Source organism: Massilia rubra (assembly GCF_011682065.1).
Classification (GTDB): Bacteria; Pseudomonadota; Gammaproteobacteria; order Burkholderiales; family Burkholderiaceae_D; genus Telluria_A; species Telluria_A rubra.
In genome coordinates, this window is sequence record NZ_VUYU01000014.1 from 36,570 (window position 1) to 51,597 (window position 15,028).

13 protein-coding genes and 2 tRNA genes are annotated in these 15,028 nt (G+C 64.2%); 9 read left to right on the forward strand and 6 right to left on the reverse strand.

Going from position 1 to position 15,028, the window contains the following annotated elements; genetic code table 11:
• Nucleotides 1-266: 266 nt before the first annotated feature.
• The 4 genes from F0185_RS20115 (at nucleotide 267) to F0185_RS20130 (ending at nucleotide 4,410) form a co-directional block, all read left to right on the forward strand.
• Nucleotides 267-1,640, forward strand: coding sequence for a choice-of-anchor Q domain-containing protein (locus F0185_RS20115; RefSeq protein ID WP_167227433.1), 1,374 nt, complete (start codon nucleotides 267-269; stop codon nucleotides 1,638-1,640).
• Between the two features lie 297 nt (nucleotides 1,641-1,937).
• Entirely contained in the window at nucleotides 1,938-2,822 is an 885-nt protein-coding gene (locus F0185_RS20120; RefSeq protein ID WP_167227434.1) for an RNA ligase family protein, read from the forward strand.
• A gap of 8 nt (nucleotides 2,823-2,830) precedes the next feature.
• Nucleotides 2,831-3,964, forward strand: a complete 1,134-nt coding sequence (locus tag F0185_RS20125; protein WP_223164546.1) for an AAA family ATPase — start codon at nucleotides 2,831-2,833, stop codon at nucleotides 3,962-3,964.
• Nucleotides 3,961-4,410, forward strand: a complete 450-nt coding sequence (locus F0185_RS20130; RefSeq protein ID WP_167227439.1) for a hypothetical protein — start codon at nucleotides 3,961-3,963, stop codon at nucleotides 4,408-4,410. Before F0185_RS20125 ends, F0185_RS20130 begins: the two co-directional genes overlap by 4 nt.
• Here F0185_RS20130 and F0185_RS20135 read toward each other — a convergent pair whose 3' ends face one another.
• The 6 genes from F0185_RS20135 to fusA form a co-directional block, all read right to left on the reverse strand.
• Complete coding sequence (locus F0185_RS20135; RefSeq protein ID WP_167227441.1) at nucleotides 4,411-6,783, reverse strand: hypothetical protein; 2,373 nt, start codon at nucleotides 6,781-6,783, stop codon at nucleotides 4,411-4,413. It abuts the gene before it with no gap.
• Between the two features lie 24 nt (nucleotides 6,784-6,807).
• Nucleotides 6,808-6,882 (reverse strand) — tRNA-Arg (locus tag F0185_RS20140).
• 108 nt (nucleotides 6,883-6,990) lie between these two features.
• Nucleotides 6,991-7,191, reverse strand: a complete 201-nt coding sequence (locus F0185_RS20145; RefSeq protein ID WP_167227443.1) for a hypothetical protein — start codon at nucleotides 7,189-7,191, stop codon at nucleotides 6,991-6,993.
• 24 nt (nucleotides 7,192-7,215) lie between these two features.
• Nucleotides 7,216-7,290, reverse strand: a tRNA-Lys gene (locus F0185_RS20150).
• 108 nt (nucleotides 7,291-7,398) lie between these two features.
• Nucleotides 7,399-7,821, reverse strand: coding sequence for a hypothetical protein (locus F0185_RS20155; RefSeq protein WP_167227445.1), 423 nt, complete (start codon nucleotides 7,819-7,821; stop codon nucleotides 7,399-7,401).
• A gap of 71 nt (nucleotides 7,822-7,892) precedes the next feature.
• Nucleotides 7,893-9,935 carry an elongation factor G gene (gene fusA / locus F0185_RS20160; protein WP_167227446.1) on the reverse strand — a complete coding sequence of 681 codons (2,043 nt, stop codon included), beginning with the start codon at nucleotides 9,933-9,935 and terminating at the stop codon, nucleotides 7,893-7,895.
• A gap of 549 nt (nucleotides 9,936-10,484) precedes the next feature.
• Between fusA and F0185_RS20165 the strand changes: the two genes are divergently transcribed.
• The 5 genes from F0185_RS20165 (at nucleotide 10,485) to F0185_RS20185 (ending at nucleotide 14,950) form a co-directional block, all read left to right on the forward strand.
• The gene (locus F0185_RS20165) at nucleotides 10,485-11,669 is read left to right on the forward strand and encodes a tetratricopeptide repeat protein (RefSeq protein WP_167227448.1); all 1,185 of its coding nucleotides are present in this window, start codon (nucleotides 10,485-10,487) and stop codon (nucleotides 11,667-11,669) included.
• A 152-nt stretch (nucleotides 11,670-11,821) separates the two neighbouring features.
• Entirely contained in the window at nucleotides 11,822-13,006 is a 1,185-nt protein-coding gene (locus F0185_RS20170; RefSeq protein WP_167227450.1) for a tetratricopeptide repeat protein, read from the forward strand.
• A 118-nt stretch (nucleotides 13,007-13,124) separates the two neighbouring features.
• Nucleotides 13,125-13,532 carry a MerC domain-containing protein gene (locus F0185_RS20175; RefSeq protein WP_167227452.1) on the forward strand — a complete coding sequence of 136 codons (408 nt, stop codon included), beginning with the start codon at nucleotides 13,125-13,127 and terminating at the stop codon, nucleotides 13,530-13,532.
• 48 nt (nucleotides 13,533-13,580) lie between these two features.
• Entirely contained in the window at nucleotides 13,581-13,964 is a 384-nt protein-coding gene (locus F0185_RS20180; protein ID WP_167227454.1) for a ribosomal maturation YjgA family protein, read from the forward strand.
• Nucleotides 13,965-13,987: 23 nt separating this feature from the next.
• On the forward strand, nucleotides 13,988-14,950 hold the full coding sequence (locus F0185_RS20185; protein ID WP_167227456.1) for a YbbN family protein: 963 nt from the start codon (nucleotides 13,988-13,990) through the stop codon (nucleotides 14,948-14,950).
• Nucleotides 14,951-15,028: the final 78 nt, after the last annotated feature.

Consider the following 15,028-nt stretch of genomic DNA (forward strand, 5'->3'; position numbering starts at 1 on the left):
GGCCGCCTTTCCTGAAAGCATACGCACTTGTCCGGATACTGTCTATTCAGCGCACTCTTGCCGTATTCCTTTGGCAATGTTGCGCCCGCGTTTAGCGCCCAAGGTGTTGCGATAATCCAAAACGATGCCGGAACGGCAAGCCGCGCGCGACGCGGCAGACGAAATTGCTTAAAACTATTGCTGGAAAAAACTTCGTAACAAATCCGAACCTTGCGGATTGAGCAGCCTCAAACCAAGCCATTCACGCTTTTGGAAGAGGACTTCGCATGAGTAAGATTACCTTGATCAATTTGGAGCAATGCGCCGTGACACTGGCCTTCAGTAGTTTCGCGTTGTTACTGGGTGCCTGCGGCGGCGGCGGGGACGCCGCTGGCGCGCCCGCGCAGGCGCAAACGGCTCCCGCGGCCACGGTCCCGCAGCAGGCCAGGCCGCCCGACCCCGTCCCCGCCGCCGCCGGCCAGGCCGCCCCCGCCGATGCCGATGATGCCGACGGCCCCGATGCGGCGCAGCTGCCCGACGTTGCGCCGGAATCGTTCGCCATGGCCGGCTACGGGGCGGGCGGCGCCGACGACGAGCAGGCAAGCCTCGCCGCCAGGCCTGGCAGCGCGCTGTACGTCTCGCCGCAAGGCGCCGACGACAATCCCGGCAGCGCCACGCGGCCGTTCCGCACCCTGGCGCGGGCCGCGCGCGCGGTAGCCCCGGGCACGACCGTGTACGTGGCTCCGGGCGCCTACAGCGGCGGCGTCCAGACCACCGTCAGCGGCCGCGCCGACGCGCGCATCGCCTTCGTCTCCACCCGGCGCTGGGGCGCCCGGATCGTGCCGCCGGCCCGCTCGGACAGCACCAGCGCCTGGGACAACCGCGGCGACTACGTCGACATCGTCGGCTTCGAGATCGACGGCGGCGCGCATCGCGGCGGCGAGCGCTGGACCAGCGGCATCTACAACGGCGGCTCCCACGACACCATCCGCAGCAACCATGTACACCACGTCGCGCGCGAAGGCGGCTGCAGCAGCGCCGGCGGCGCCGCCATCGGCGTGGACGGCTACTACGGCGGCGTGCAGTCGCACGCGATCGCCAACCTGGTGCACGACATCGGGCCGGCTGGCTGCCGCTTCGTGCAGGGCATCTACGTGAGCACCACCGGCAGCGTGAAGAACAACGTGGTGTACCGGGTGGCCGAGGCGGGCATCCATTTGTGGCACGACGCGCGCGAGGTGATCGTCTCCAACAACACCGTGACCAGTTCGAACACCGGCATCGTCGTCGGCGGCGGCGATTTTTATCACACGTCCGGCCCGAACGACCGCACGGCGGTGTACAACAACATCGTCTACGATAACAAGATGGGCATATCGGAGCAGGGCCGCACGGGCCGCAACAACAGCTACCGGAATAACCTGGTCTACAAAAACAGCGACTACGACTGGCGCCTGAAAAACGGCCTGACGCACAGCGGCACGGTCAGTTCGGCGCCGCTGTTCGTGGGCGACACCAGCGTGGAGTTGCCAAACTTTAGCCTGAGCGCCAGTTCGCCGGCGATCGGGCGGGCCACGCCGCAGCATGCCGCCGCCACCGACTTCAATGGCCGTCCGCGCAATGTGTTTTCGGGATACGACATCGGCGCGTACCAACACTGAGCGCGAATCCTGAGCGCGCGGCGCCGGCGGTGCGTGCGCCGCGCGTTCATATTCTTCTTTACATCTGCGTAAAAGCCGGGTTAGACTCTGCGCCTTCGCAATACAACCCACTACTGAATCGAGAACCTGCCGTGCCTGACCACAGCCAACCTATCTGCTGACGATATCGGATTGACCTGCCGCGAGTGCGCTTTCACCAAGCCACCGGTACGCTGTGCATGCCGCTTTCCCACGACCTTGCCGTCGTGGCGTAGTTCTCCTTTGTCGTCAGCTCCCATCTACAACATGGAGCACATCATGACGAACTTCGTTCACAATCTGGAATTACATAAATACCCGTCCACGCGCCACCTGGAAGGCTCGCAGCTGCAACAGGGCGACGACGGTTTCGACAAACCGAACAAGCGCAACGATCCGCGCGCGGCCTACGCCTCGCTGGCCGGCCGTTACATCGTGGTCGAAGAAAAACTCGACGGCGCGAATGCGGGCCTGAGCTTTTCCGAAGGCGCCGAACTGCTGCTGCAAAGCCGTGGCCATTACCTGGCCGGCGGTGGGCGCGAGCGCCAGTTCAGCATCTTCAAGCGCTGGGCCGCCGCCCACGAAAGCGCATTGATCGAACGCCTGGGCGACCGCCATGTGATGTACGGCGAGTGGATGGGCAAGAAGCACAGCGTCTTCTACAACCACTTGCCGCATCTGTTCTGCGAGTTCGACATCTACGACCGCGATAAACAGGTGTTCCTGTCCACCGCCGCGCGCGCAGCCCTGCTGGGCGAGGCGCCGGTGCTGCCGGTGCCGGTGCTGTACGCGGGCATCGCACCGCCACGGCTGGCCGACCTGACAGCGTTGATCCGCTTTTCGCTGGCCAAGACCGAGCGCTGGCGCCACGACTTCGAAGCGACGGTCGAACGCGAAGGCCTGGACCTGGCCAAATGCTGGACCCAGGCCGACAAGTCCGACCTGGCCGAGGGCCTGTACATCAAGGTCGAAGAAGACGGCGTGGTCGCGGCGCGCTACAAATGGGTGCGCAGCGACTTCGTGCAGGCCATCCTGGACTCGAAGATGCACCACTCGCAGCAGCCCTACGTGCCGAACCAGCTGGCGCCCGGGGTCGATATCTACGCACCGCGCCTGAGCACGACATGGGAAGACCTGGGCCTGGTCACCGAAGGAGCCAAATGATGGACAAACTGACTTACAAAGCCATGGCCGCGCACGTGCCGGCGCCCGGCCAGGCGCCCGACTGGGCCTGGTTCCTGCACGCGATCCCCGAGCTGGCCTTGCTGGCATCGACGCCGCAGGACCCGTATTACCATGCCGAAGGCGACGTCTGGATTCACACGCGCATGGTGGTCGAGGCCCTGATGCGCGGTGGCGACTACATCGACGGCAGCGCCGAGGAACGCTTCATCCTGTTCTATGCGGCGCTGCTGCACGATATCGCCAAGCCGGCCACCACGGTGATCGATCCGGAGAGCGGGCGCATCGGCCAGCCGGGCCACTCGAAACGCGGCGCCATCGATGCGCGCATCCTGTGCTGGCATGCGGGAGTGCCGTTTGCGCTGCGCGAGCACATTTGCCGCATCATCACCGTGCACCAGTTGCCGTTTTTTGCGCTCGGCGGGAACAAGAACGGCCAGTCGGCCGAATTCCTGATCCGCAAGCTGTCGCACGAACTGGACCTGCGCCTGCTGTCGGCGATGGCGCAGGCCGACATGGAAGGGCGCTGGTACGAGAAAAAGGACGACTGCCTGGTCGATATCGCGCTGTTTCGCGAGATGGCGCGCGACGAAGGCTGCTACGGCACGCCGAAGGCGTTCGCCGATGCCCACACGCGCCTGTCGTACATGCGCGGGGCCGGCATTGCGCCCGATTTCGTGCATCACCAGAACCCCGGCTCGCGCGTGACGGTCATGTCTGGCTTGCCGGCGTCGGGCAAGAACCATTGGGTGGCGGCCAACCGGGCGCGTTTGCCGGTGGTGTCGATCGACGACGCGCGCGAAGAACTGGGGCTGCGCCACGGGGCCAACGAAGGCGCGGTGGCGCATCGCGCGGTCGATTTCGCCAAGGAGATGCTGCGCGAAAAAGCGCCGTTCGTCTGGAACACCACGCATTTGAGCGCGCAGATGCGCAAGAAGACGCTCGACCTGCTGTATGCCTACGACGCCGAGGTCGAACTGGTGTACCTGGAGCAGCCGCCGCAGGTCATCTTCAAGCGCAATAACCAGCGCGACACCAGCCTGCCGAACAAGGCGATCGAGCGCATGCTGTTCAAGTGGGAGGTGCCGCTGCCGACCGAGGCGCATGCGGTAAGTTACTTATGACGGAGCTATCGACGCTGCCGATCAAGATGAGGAACCAGCCACCCAGGCATGGCTGGATGGGTGTGACCCTGACGCTGGGGGCGCAGGTGGTGGAGATCGACGCGTCGGACGTGCCGAACAATCCGGTCGCCGACCTGCTCGACGCGCTTGACCTGGCCGCGCATGGACTGCCGTCGCGGGTATGGTGGCACCTGGAGCCGGACGGCTACTTCATGTACTTCATCCCGGATGGGGATCAGGTCCATTTCAGGATCGACTTCGCCCCCGACAGCGAAGCTGCGCGGGCGCACACGGTCGCACAGGGGACGGGCAGCCGCGCGCATGTGCTGTTGCCGTTCTGGCGCTTTGTGCGCAATTTCCAGGCGGGCGCGTACACGGAGCCGCACTGGCCCCCCACCGATTTTTCCCGCATCGATGTCGTCGAGGCCAGGATCAAGCAGGCTTGATTACGCCACCGCCATCCAGTGCGGCCCTTTCGCGTACGCCAGCAATCTGCGCGCACCGCTGGCCAGGCTGGCGGGATCGTCCAGCGACCGGCCGGCCGCCGCCAGTTCCAGTCCGGCCAGCGCGGGGGCGAGGCGCTGGCGCAGGCGCGGCGACTCCTGCGCCAGGTGCGAATGCGCCCACGCGATAAAGTCGGCGTGCGTGGCGGCCGCTGTCATCGACAGGAAAAACACCATCTGGCGCCATGCGTACGCGGCGTTCCTGATCGCGCGCGGGTCGCCCGGCCAGGCGTTCAGCGCATTGTGCTGGTTCCGGCAAATCCACGTAAAGCATTGCTGGGCCATGCGCTCGTAGTGCGCTTGCAGTTCACCATCGAGATCGAGCCTGGCGACCAGCGCGGCCAGGTTGTGCGTGGTGAGGATCTGCTGCTGCTCGATGACCATGGCATTGTTGATGACGGTTCCGAAGCCGCTGCGGACACCGGCGCGCGCTTCGCACAGGCCGGTCAGGCCGTCAGCGTTGGCCCGCGTTGCGGCGCTGCCGTCGCGGCGTTGCGCCAGCTCGCGCAACTGCGCGCGCACTGCGGCGTCGATGCCGTAATAGTGGCAGTACAGGCTGTCGTCGAGCATGGCGCTCGCGTGCGCCGCCACGTTGGCGAACTTGTGCCCGAACGTGCCCATGAAAATATCGGCGGCCAGTTCCTCCACCAGCGGCAAGTCCAGCCCCGCATTGTCGGCCAGGGTGTTCAGTTCCTGTATCAGCGGGTTGGGGATGGCGGTCTGCGGGAACGAGGTCAGTGCCAGCAGCGCGAGTTCGTCGAGCGTGCGGCGCGCCAGCGTACGCGGCGCCACGTCTTGCTGGCGCTGTGCGTTGACGGCGGCAACCCACGGCAATTCACCTATCCGCACCTGGCTTTGCAGGTTTTGCAGCAGCAGCGAACGGCGGCGCCGGAAAGCCTGGTACAAGGCGCCGTACAACTGCTTGAGCGACGGTTCCGCGAGCGCCGCGCCATTGATGGCGGCGCTCAGTTGCGGCAGCACGCCGGCCAGCACTTCGGCGGACCCGATGACGCCGCGTTCGACCAGCACGGGTACGCTCTCGATGCTGCATCGGTCGAGCTTGGCCAGCAAGACGGCGGGGATCGGCGCGCCGGCATCTTCGCCCAGGCTGGCCGCTTCGGCGACGGTGACCGGTACGCCCAGCGGCGCCGGGTCGTCCAGGCCGCCGTCCTGCGCAACGGCACGCAGGCGCTCGGCCAGTACGCCGGCGAGCAGGTGATACGGCGCCGCCGCAACTTGCCTGGCCTGTGCGCTACGCAGCGCCGCCAGTTGCGCCGATCCGGGCAAGCCTCGTTTGCTGATGTAGCGGCCCAGGATCAGGCGGATGCGGCCGACATCGCGCCCGCTCAGCGCGGCCGGTTCGGTCACGCACAGGTGCAGGTAGCCGCACAGCTCGGCCAAGCTGTCGTCCTTGCGCGCTGCGACGGCGTTTGCTTGCCATTCGCGCAGCAGCGCTTCGCCGCGTTCGCGCCAACCGGCAGGGTAGAGGCGGCACGGCCAGCCGCCGGCGATGCGGAATTTCCCGCTTGCCGGATCGCGCCATGCGCCGTCGGCGCCGATATCGATGGACGGTGGCGCGCCTTCGACGCTGTCGAGGAACAGCCGCAGCACGCGGTCGTACAGCGGCAGGCGCAGGCGCACGGCGGCGCGCTGCGCCAGGATGCGCTGGTTGCCGTCGCCCTGGCGTTTTTGCAGGGCGCTCACCGCGGCGCTCACAGGCGCCAGGAAAACGCGTTCGCCGAAGCGGCGCGGCTGCGCAGCCGGCACCGGATAGAAGCGCAGCCGGTCGAACCACGGCGCGATCGCGTCAAGCACCTCGCGCGCCTGCTCAAGCTTGCCGTGCCGCGTGAGCCAGGCGACCACCAGCAGCGCGCCTTCTTCCGGGACGTTGATCTCGTAGCAGCCCGAGTCGAGCAGGGCATACAGGCTCGCCAGTCCTTCGTCGGTCAGCAGGCGCGCGTTGAGCCAGCGGCGCGCGGCGGGAGCTGGCGCCATGCCGGCCGCGGCAAGCGTGGCCAGTTCATGGCCCTGCAGGGGGCCGCCGGCCTTGAAGTCGCCTGTCGCAAAGCCGCCCTTGACGACGTCGGGCGTCACCCAGGCCGGCGCGCCGTCGAGCGGCGTGCGCGAGCCGATCGCGATCGCTCCCGTGAACATCCCAACCATGACCTGTTCCCATTGCCGCGCCTTGGTCGCGCCGTTGGCGCGCACGTGCGGGTCGGGATGGTCGCTGACGGCGCGCAAGGCGGCAGCCAGTTGCAAAGTAGCATAGCCGGGCGCAATGCGGATCCGGCCGGCGCCGGAATCGTCGTTATCCACGTGGTATCCGATGAAATAAAGTGTTGGGTCCGGAAGCTGGAATCGAACCAGCGCCTACTCAGACCGGAGCCAAGTGCTCTGCCATTGAGCTATTCCGGAATTGTTTTTGCATGGACGCGGCGCCCAGCAGCATTGAGTAGAATCAATGCTCAGGCGATAACCTTAACATTATCGGTAACATAGTTCAATCTAATTTGACACACCGCCTTACGCATCGCCCAAAGCAAGCGGCATATACAGTCCTGCGGCGCGCAGCGCCTCGCGGTGCACGTGGTCTGGAGCTGCACGCTGCGTCCACCGTTGCCGCGCCTTGATCGCGCCGTTGGCGCGCAAGGCAGCCGCCAGTTGCAAAGTAGCATAGCCGGGCGCAATGCGGATCCGGCCGGCGCCGGAATCGTCGTTATCCACGTGGTATCCGATGAAATGAAGTCTTGGGTCCGGAAGCTGGAATCGAACCAGCGCCCACTCAGGTAAGAGCCAAGTGCTCTGCCATTGAGCTATTCCGGAATTGTTTTTGCATGGACGCGGCGCCCAGCAGCATTGAGTAGAATCAATGCTCAGGCGATAACCTTAACAGTATCGGTAACATAGTTCAATCTAATTTGACACACCGCCTTACGCATCGCCCAAAGCAAGCGGCGTATACAGTCCCGCCGCACGCAGCGCCTCGCGCATGGCCATGACGGTGGCCATTTGGTAGCAACTCACTTTGGAATCGGTTTCGTGATAAGCGCCGTTCACCACCCGGATGCGGCAGCCGCTCAGATAGTCGCCGTCGAACGCTTCCTCCGCCATGACATACTTGATACTGCTGATCACGGCGTCAATGAAGCGGATGGGAATTTGCGCATCCGTCACTTCCCAACTGAGCGTGCAAGGCGAATACCACGATGTGGCCGGTTCGAGAATCAGTTCGATCACGCCGCAACGGCCGGGCGGCCCTTGCTGGCGGATGTACACCCCTTTGCCGGTACATGAGGCAGGGAGCGTGACGCCACGTCCACTACCGGTCACTAAGGCTATTTCCATCATCATCATCTCCCCAAATTGGACAAGCCGAAAAAGGGCCGGAAATCGCTTTCCGGCCCCGGACTTACTTTACAACATGATTACGCAGCCATCGCCTCGGTGCGGGGCTGCATGCACGGCGCGTGCCTTGCATACACCGCGCTGGCAAACGCACGTCCTTGCGAGAGCGAGCGCAAACTGGTCGTGTGACCGAACAGCCTGGCCAGTGGCACGTCGGCAACGACTTCCACCCGGCCGGTCTGCTCTTCGATGCCGAGCACCTTGCCGCCACGGCGCTGCAGGTCGCCGATGACATCGCCCGCATTGACTGCCGGCGCATCGACGCTGACCGTCATGACCGGTTCCAGCATCAGCGGATGCGCTCGCTTGAGCCCGGCCAGCGTGCCTTCCTTGGCCGCGACCATGAACGCCATGTCGTTGCTGTCGACCGTGTGGTAGTCGCCATCGAGCAGGGTCACCTTGACGCCCGTCACCGGGTAGCCGAGAGGACCTTGCGCCAGCGCATGCCGCACACCTTTTTCGATGGCGGGAATGAAGTTCGCAGGCACCACACCGCCCTTGATCGCATTCTCGAAGGCAAACACGCCCTTGAATGGCTCCACCCGCAACACGACCCGCGCATACTGTCCGCTGCCGCCGTTTTGCTTCGACACTTTGCCTTCCAGTTCCACCGCCGGCCCGGCGATGGTTTCGCGGTAGGCAACCTGGGGCGCACCGACCGTTACTTCCACGCCGGTTTCGCGGCGCACACGTTCCAGCACCACGTCCAGGTGCAGCTCGCCCATGCCCCACAGCACTGTTTCACCGCTGAGCGGATCGCTTTCCAGGCGCAAGGACGGATCCTCGCGGCGGAAGCGGTCGAGCGCGGCCAGCATCTTGCCACGGTCGCCACCCTTGCCGGGCTCGATCGCCAGCGCCACCACCGGTTCGCCGGCGTGGATGGTTTCGAGCACCAGCGGCGTCGCCCTGGTCGAGAGCGTGTGCCCGGTCAGCGCCTCTTTCAGGCCGGCGATGGCGATGATGCTGCCAGCCTCGGCCTGGGCCACGGCGGTGCGGCGGTCCGCATGGATCACATACAGGCGACCGATGCGCACGCTCGCGCCGAGCGAGGCGTTCCACACCACGTCGCCTTCGCGCAGGGTGCCGCCGTACAAGCGCACATACGACAGCGAACCGTGCTCGTCGTGCACCACCTTGAACACCAGCGCCGCCAATGGATCGGCGTCGCCGGTGCCGACGGTGACCTTGGCATCGTCCAGGCGCGCCACGGGAGCGGCGCGCTCGTCGGGCGAGGGCAGCCAGTCGACGACAGCGTCGAGCAGCGGCTCGATGCCGGCGTTGCGGTAGGCCGAACCGGCCAGCACCGGCAGCGCGCGCCGTGCCAGGGTCATGGCGCGCAGACCGGCCCGCACATCCGCCGGCGACAGGGTGTCATCGGCCAGGAAGGCGAGCGTGAGCGCGTCGCTGGCGTCGGCCGCCACCGCCGCCGCGTGGGCGTAGGCTGCCGCCGCCTGTGCTTGCAGCCGCACGGGCAGGGGTGTTGCGCTCATCAGGCCGGCCGCATCCCATGCCAGGAAACGCTGGCCGAGCACGTCGATGACGCCTTCGAAGGCGTCGCCGGCGCCGACCGGAATGGTCAGGGGCACGGCCAGCGCGTTCAGGCGCGCGCCGATCTGGGCGACCACGCGGCCGAAATCGGCGCCGGCGCGGTCCATCTTGTTGATGAACACGATGGTCGGCACGCCGTGCTTTTGCGCCTGGCGCCAGACGGTTTCGGTCTGGGGCTGGATGCCGGCCACGCCGCACAGCACCGTCACGGCGCCGTCGAGCACGCGCAGCGAACGTTCGACTTCGATGGCGAAGTCGATGTGGCCCGGCGTGTCGATCAGGGTGAAGGCGTGCTTGTTCCAGAAGGCGCGGGTGGCGGCGGCGCCGATGGTGATGCCGCGTTCTTTTTCCAGGTCCATGCTGTCCATGGTGGCGGTGCCCTCATGGACTTCGCCGGCGCGGTGGATCTCGCCGGTTTTGAGGAGGATGCGTTCGGACAGGGTGGTTTTGCCAGCGTCGATGTGGGCAATGATACCGAAGTTGCGCGTGTTGGCGCGAAGGACTGTCGCAGTCATGATGGTGCTTTCTAAACATAGCGGGCGGTCGTAGATTGTCTGTGAGACAAGCGCCGCGGGAGCCATGCGACCACCCTTGTTCAGTGATCCCGCGCGCGTTCTTCGTCGGCTGACTTCATGATATATATACTCCTAAGCAACTATTGAGTGGGGAAAAGCGACACTGCAAAAACAAAAAAGGCCCGGAGTGGGCCTTTGTGATGGGTGCTCGTTACGAGCGAATCAAGGGCGCACTATCGCGGCCCGGGACGTTGTGGCAACGTGCCGGGAAGGGCGAAGGTAAAAAAGAGGATGTCCATTGAGTTCATGGCCGCAAGCTTAGGGTGGTATTTGTCACATGTCAAGTGCTTATTTTGTTGTGGATTCGGCACGCAGGCAAGGCTTCCAGACGCATAGCCGCATCTATTTTGCGTAAAACATTGAATTTAGCCAACATTTTCGCGAGTACTGGTGTGAAAATACCGCTCTGTTGCACAAACACTATTTCGACTGGCGCGCAGCGGGCGTGCGAGTTTCCGACTACACAGCAAAAAGAGCAGGAAATTGACTATGAACACCCTCACCAGCCGCTGCGCGAGCGGCCTGATCGCCCTGGTATTGCTTTCCGCCTGCGCGACGCAGGAATCCGGCACCGCCGATGCGGCGGCGGGCGGCAGCGGCGCGGCGCCCGGCAGCCTGGTCGCCAACGGCAAACTGACCACGGAAGGCGAGGCGCGGCGCGAACGCGCATTCAAGGCGTATCAGGCGGGCAACAAGGCGCTGGCGTATTCCGAGTGGCTGGGGATCGCCGAGCAAGGCTACGCCGAGTCGCAGTTCAACATCAGCGTGATGGAGAGCGACGGCGACACCGGCGCGGCAAATATGAGCAAGGCGCTGGCCTGGTTGCACAAGGCGGCCGACGGCAATTATCCCGAAGCCCAGTTCCAGTTCGCCCAGCGCTACAACAAGGGCGAAGGTGTGACCAAGGATGTGCCCAAGGCCCTGGTGTACTGGCGCAAATGCGCGCTGCTGGGCGAGAAACGCTGTGCCTTCAACGCCGGCGTGGCGCTGGCGGGAGGCCTGGGCGTAGCGCGCGATGAGGCGGCGGCAAGGACCTTGTTTGCCGAAGCCGGCAGCGGCACGGGGGCGCTGCCGGCCGCCCAGTCCGAGCTGGGCAAGATGTATCTGCAGGATAACAAGGAGCGCGACTTCGTCAAGGCGCGCCAGTGGCTCGAGCAGGCGGCGGCCGGCAACGATGCCGAGGCCCAGTACAACCTGGCCCTGATCTACAGCAATGGGTATGGCGTGAAGGCCGACAAACGCAAAGCGCTGGCGCTGTACCAGCGCGCCGCCAAGCAGGGCGAGCCGATGTCCTTGAACAACCTCGGGGCCGCCTATCGTTTCGGCGAGGGCGTGCCGAAGGACCAGAAGAAGGCGCTTGCCATGTTCAAGCAGGCGCATGACGCCGGCAACATGCAGGCCACGGTGAACCTGGCCGACATGAGCTTCAAAGGCTGGGGCGTCCGCGCCAACAAGACGGCGGCGGCCGACCTGTACAAGCTGGCCGCCGATGCCGGGCATCCGGCGGGGCGCTGCCGCTACGCGCAGGCGCTGCGCCATGGCGACGGCGTCACGCGCAATCCGGGCCAGGCCAACCGCCTGCAGGAGGCGGCGAACAATGCCAGTGCGCCGTGCGACAGCGACGCGCCGCTCGGCGAGTATCTGGTCAACCGGCGGGTCAAGGTTCGCCCTTGAACCGGATTGGCAGGCTTTAACGGCGCCGGCGGACCGCTCTCAGGCTTGCTTCGCATCAAGCATGCATTCGGGCAACTATGCCAATATGCCGATCTGTTGCACCAACAGGGCGCGCCGCGCCCATGGTCATTACGGATAGAGGGAAGCTGATAATGAATACGATCTCGCGCCGCTATGCCGGCGCCCTGACTTGCCTGGTCTTGTTGTACGGGTGCGCCACGCGGGAGGCCGGCATTACCGGTGCGAGTGGCGCAAGCGGCGCCGCGCCGGGCAGCCTGTATGCGAATGGCAAGCTGACCGCCATGGGCGAAGCGCGCCTCGCTCATGCGGCAAAGGCCTATTCTGAAGGAAACGAAGCGCAGGCCTACGCCGAATTCCTGGTATTGGCCGAGCAGGGTCATGGAGAATCGCAATACAACCTCGGCGTGATGGACGGCGACGGCGTCGCTGACGGCGCGCCCGACATTCCGAAGGCAATTGCGTGGCTGCAAAAAGCCGACGGCGCCGGCTATCCGGGCGCCCTGTTTCAACTGGGCGTGCACTATTACAAGGGCGTCGGCGTCGCCAGGGACGTGCCGAAGGCCGTGGCCTACTGGCGCAAGTGCGCCGCCCGGGGTGACAATGACTGCGCATTCAATGCCGCAGCCGTGCTCGCCGCAGGCAAGGGCATGCCGGTGGACCGCGCGAGCGCCATGACCCTGTTTGCCCAGGCGGGCAGGGGGCCGGAGGCAAGAGTCGCTGCGCAGTCGGAACTGGCCAGGATGTACATAGCCGATGGCAAGCACAGCGACCACGTCAAGGCAATCGAGTGGTTCGAAGCGGCGGCCGCCAACAACGATGCGCAATCACAGCATCAGCTTGCACGTTTTTACATCGAAGGCGTGATCGTCAAGGCCGACCAGCGGCGCGCGCTGTCGATGTACCAGCGCGCCGCCGCGCAGGGCTACGCGCCGTCGTTGAACAATCTGGCGATCCTGTACCGCTACGGCGATGGCGTGGCGCGGGACCAGGCGCGCGCTGTCAAGATGTTCCAGCAGGCACACGAGGCGGGCATGCTGGAAGCGACGGTCAACCTGGGCGACGTGACCTTCATGGGCTGGGGCACGCGCGCCGACAAGACGGCGGGGGTGCGCCTGTACCAGATCGCCGCCGATACCGGTCACCCGGCCGGGCGTTGCCGCTACGCGCAGGCGCTGCGTCATGGGGATGGCGTGGCGCGCAACGTCGCCCTCGCCAAGCGCCTGAAGGAAGCGGCCGGGAATGCCGGCTATCCCTGCCACAGTGACGAGCCGCTCGGCAAGTCCTTGTTCAACACCCGCGGCAAAGGCCGCAGCTAAGGCCGTCACGAGGCCGGCTGGTGGTGCATATGCAATCCGGTTGCGTTTGGGGCCGGCTTGGGCTATGATCTTGTTTTGCAACACAGTTGCACCAAGCAGCGCAAGGCTGGTCAGTTCGATGATAAAACGCGTAATTGGAGTGGCGGACTACGCCGGGATGACGGCGGCCGCATTGTGCCTGCTGCACTGCCTCGGGCCGCCGCTGTTGCTGGCCGCCTTTCCCCTGGTCAACTGGTTCCCGCATGACGACGGGCTGCACGCATGGCTGCTCATCGTCGTTGCGCTGCCGGCGCTGGTGGCCCTGGTGGCCGGTTTTCGCCAGCACCGGCGCGCGCTGGTGCTGGCCCTGGGCGCCTGCGGCTTCGCCTGTTGCTGCGCGGCGGTGCTGGTGGCCGGCCCGCGTTACGGGCACGGCGCCGAAGCCGTCGTGACCAGCATCGGCGGCTTGTTCATCTTTGCCGCCCACCTCAAGAACCGCGCGTTTTGCGCCAGTTGCGTGATCGGCAAGAAGGCGCGCTGCTGCTGAGCACGTCGTCGGGCTTTCAGACAAGTTGACACAAGGAGTACCGTTCGGATGGTGCGTGACAGACGTTGGATTGCTGCGGGATGCGTGATCGTGATTGCATGCGGGATGGCGACACGCCGCTATCCCTCGGTGCTGTCGCATTATTTCGGCAATTACCCCGGAGATGCGCTGTGGGCCTTGCTGGTGTTTTTGCTGTGGGCGTTCTGTTTGCCGCGCGCAAGAACCGGAACCCTCGTCATGCTGGCGCTGTGCACGGCCTTTGCCATCGAGTTTTCGCAGTTGTACCAAGCCCCGTGGATCAGGCATTTGCGCGCTACCAAGGCGGGTTATCTGGTGCTCGGCAGCGGCTTCGACTGGCGTGATCTGGTGGCCTATACCGTCGGCATCGGCATCGGTGGATTGTTCGATAGGGCCCGCGGCGCACTTACTTAGGATCGCATGCGCGTGGAGAACTTGTGAATCAAAACCTGCTAACAAAGGACAAGCACGGCCCTGGCGTACCGGGCCGTATTATGGCAATGCGATATCTCTTTCTATTCCTGATTGCCTGGACTACCGGCTTCGGTGGGGCGCAGGCCAACCCAATCCCCTCCGCATTTGATCGATTTGCGCAGGTTGAGCGTGCCGCAGTGAGGTCGGGCGTGTCCAGCACAGCAAGTGGGCGGACAATAGCGGATGCCTATTTGCGTCTCTTGCCTGAGCGATATCGGCGAAAACTGCTTGGGTCGCGTAATCGGAAATCGTTGCAGCAATTATTCAACGCGGCCGATATTGCGGAGTTCTATACGGGCGATCCTCGATTCGCCAACCATATGCGCGACGCATTCGACGCTCTTGCGCGCATCGGTGAGCATAAAAATAGCGATTCCCAAAAAATGTATGAAGCATATATTTCGACGGAGCAATTTTCTCAAGCAGCAAGTTTTATCCAAAAGTATCCATCCTCCCACCTTGCAATGCCCCCTACGGTGCTCGGCGAAACCGTACGGAAATCAGGTGAAAAATTATGGCATGTTGACTTCGATACAGCCGAAATCAGACAAGTTCCTTTCGTATTTCCCAAAGGACTTTTCGTGATCGTGCTGTCCGCGACGCGCTGCCACTTTACTCACAATGCGGTATCCGATATCGAAGCCGATCCTGAACTTCAACAATTGTTGGCGGGAAGGACATTGTGGTTATCACGCGTGGATCGCGGCTTCGATCTGTCACAAATCCAATCATGGAACCAACAGCATCCAGCGTTTACGATGTCGTTGGCTTCTGATCTTTCAAGCTGGAAGCAAATTGCATTCTGGGAGACTCCCACTTTCTATTTTTTCAAGGATGGTGTGTTGGTCGACAGGATGAGCGGATGGCCGACGAAAGGCCGCAAGCAAGAACTATCCCGTCTGATCAAAGTACATTCTGAAAATTGATGTTGAAAACCGAAGGATGTGCTTTCATGCCGAGTTGATTGGCGCGGGATGGCGATGCCCTGTTGCCAGCAGGGCAAC

Coding starts and splice junctions, on each gene's coding strand:
- F0185_RS20155 (WP_167227445.1), bottom strand. CDS start 7,821: ATGATGATGATGGAAATAGCCTTAGTGACCGGTAGTGGACGTGGCGTC.
- F0185_RS20120 (WP_167227434.1), top strand. CDS start 1,938: ATGACGAACTTCGTTCACAATCTGGAATTACATAAATACCCGTCCACG.
- F0185_RS20175 (WP_167227452.1), top strand. CDS start 13,125: ATGATAAAACGCGTAATTGGAGTGGCGGACTACGCCGGGATGACGGCG.
- F0185_RS20165 (WP_167227448.1), top strand. CDS start 10,485: ATGAACACCCTCACCAGCCGCTGCGCGAGCGGCCTGATCGCCCTGGTA.
- fusA (WP_167227446.1), bottom strand. CDS start 9,935: ATGACTGCGACAGTCCTTCGCGCCAACACGCGCAACTTCGGTATCATT.
- F0185_RS20115 (WP_167227433.1), top strand. CDS start 267: ATGAGTAAGATTACCTTGATCAATTTGGAGCAATGCGCCGTGACACTG.
- F0185_RS20170 (WP_167227450.1), top strand. CDS start 11,822: ATGAATACGATCTCGCGCCGCTATGCCGGCGCCCTGACTTGCCTGGTC.
- F0185_RS20180 (WP_167227454.1), top strand. CDS start 13,581: ATGGTGCGTGACAGACGTTGGATTGCTGCGGGATGCGTGATCGTGATT.
- F0185_RS20130 (WP_167227439.1), top strand. CDS start 3,961: ATGACGGAGCTATCGACGCTGCCGATCAAGATGAGGAACCAGCCACCC.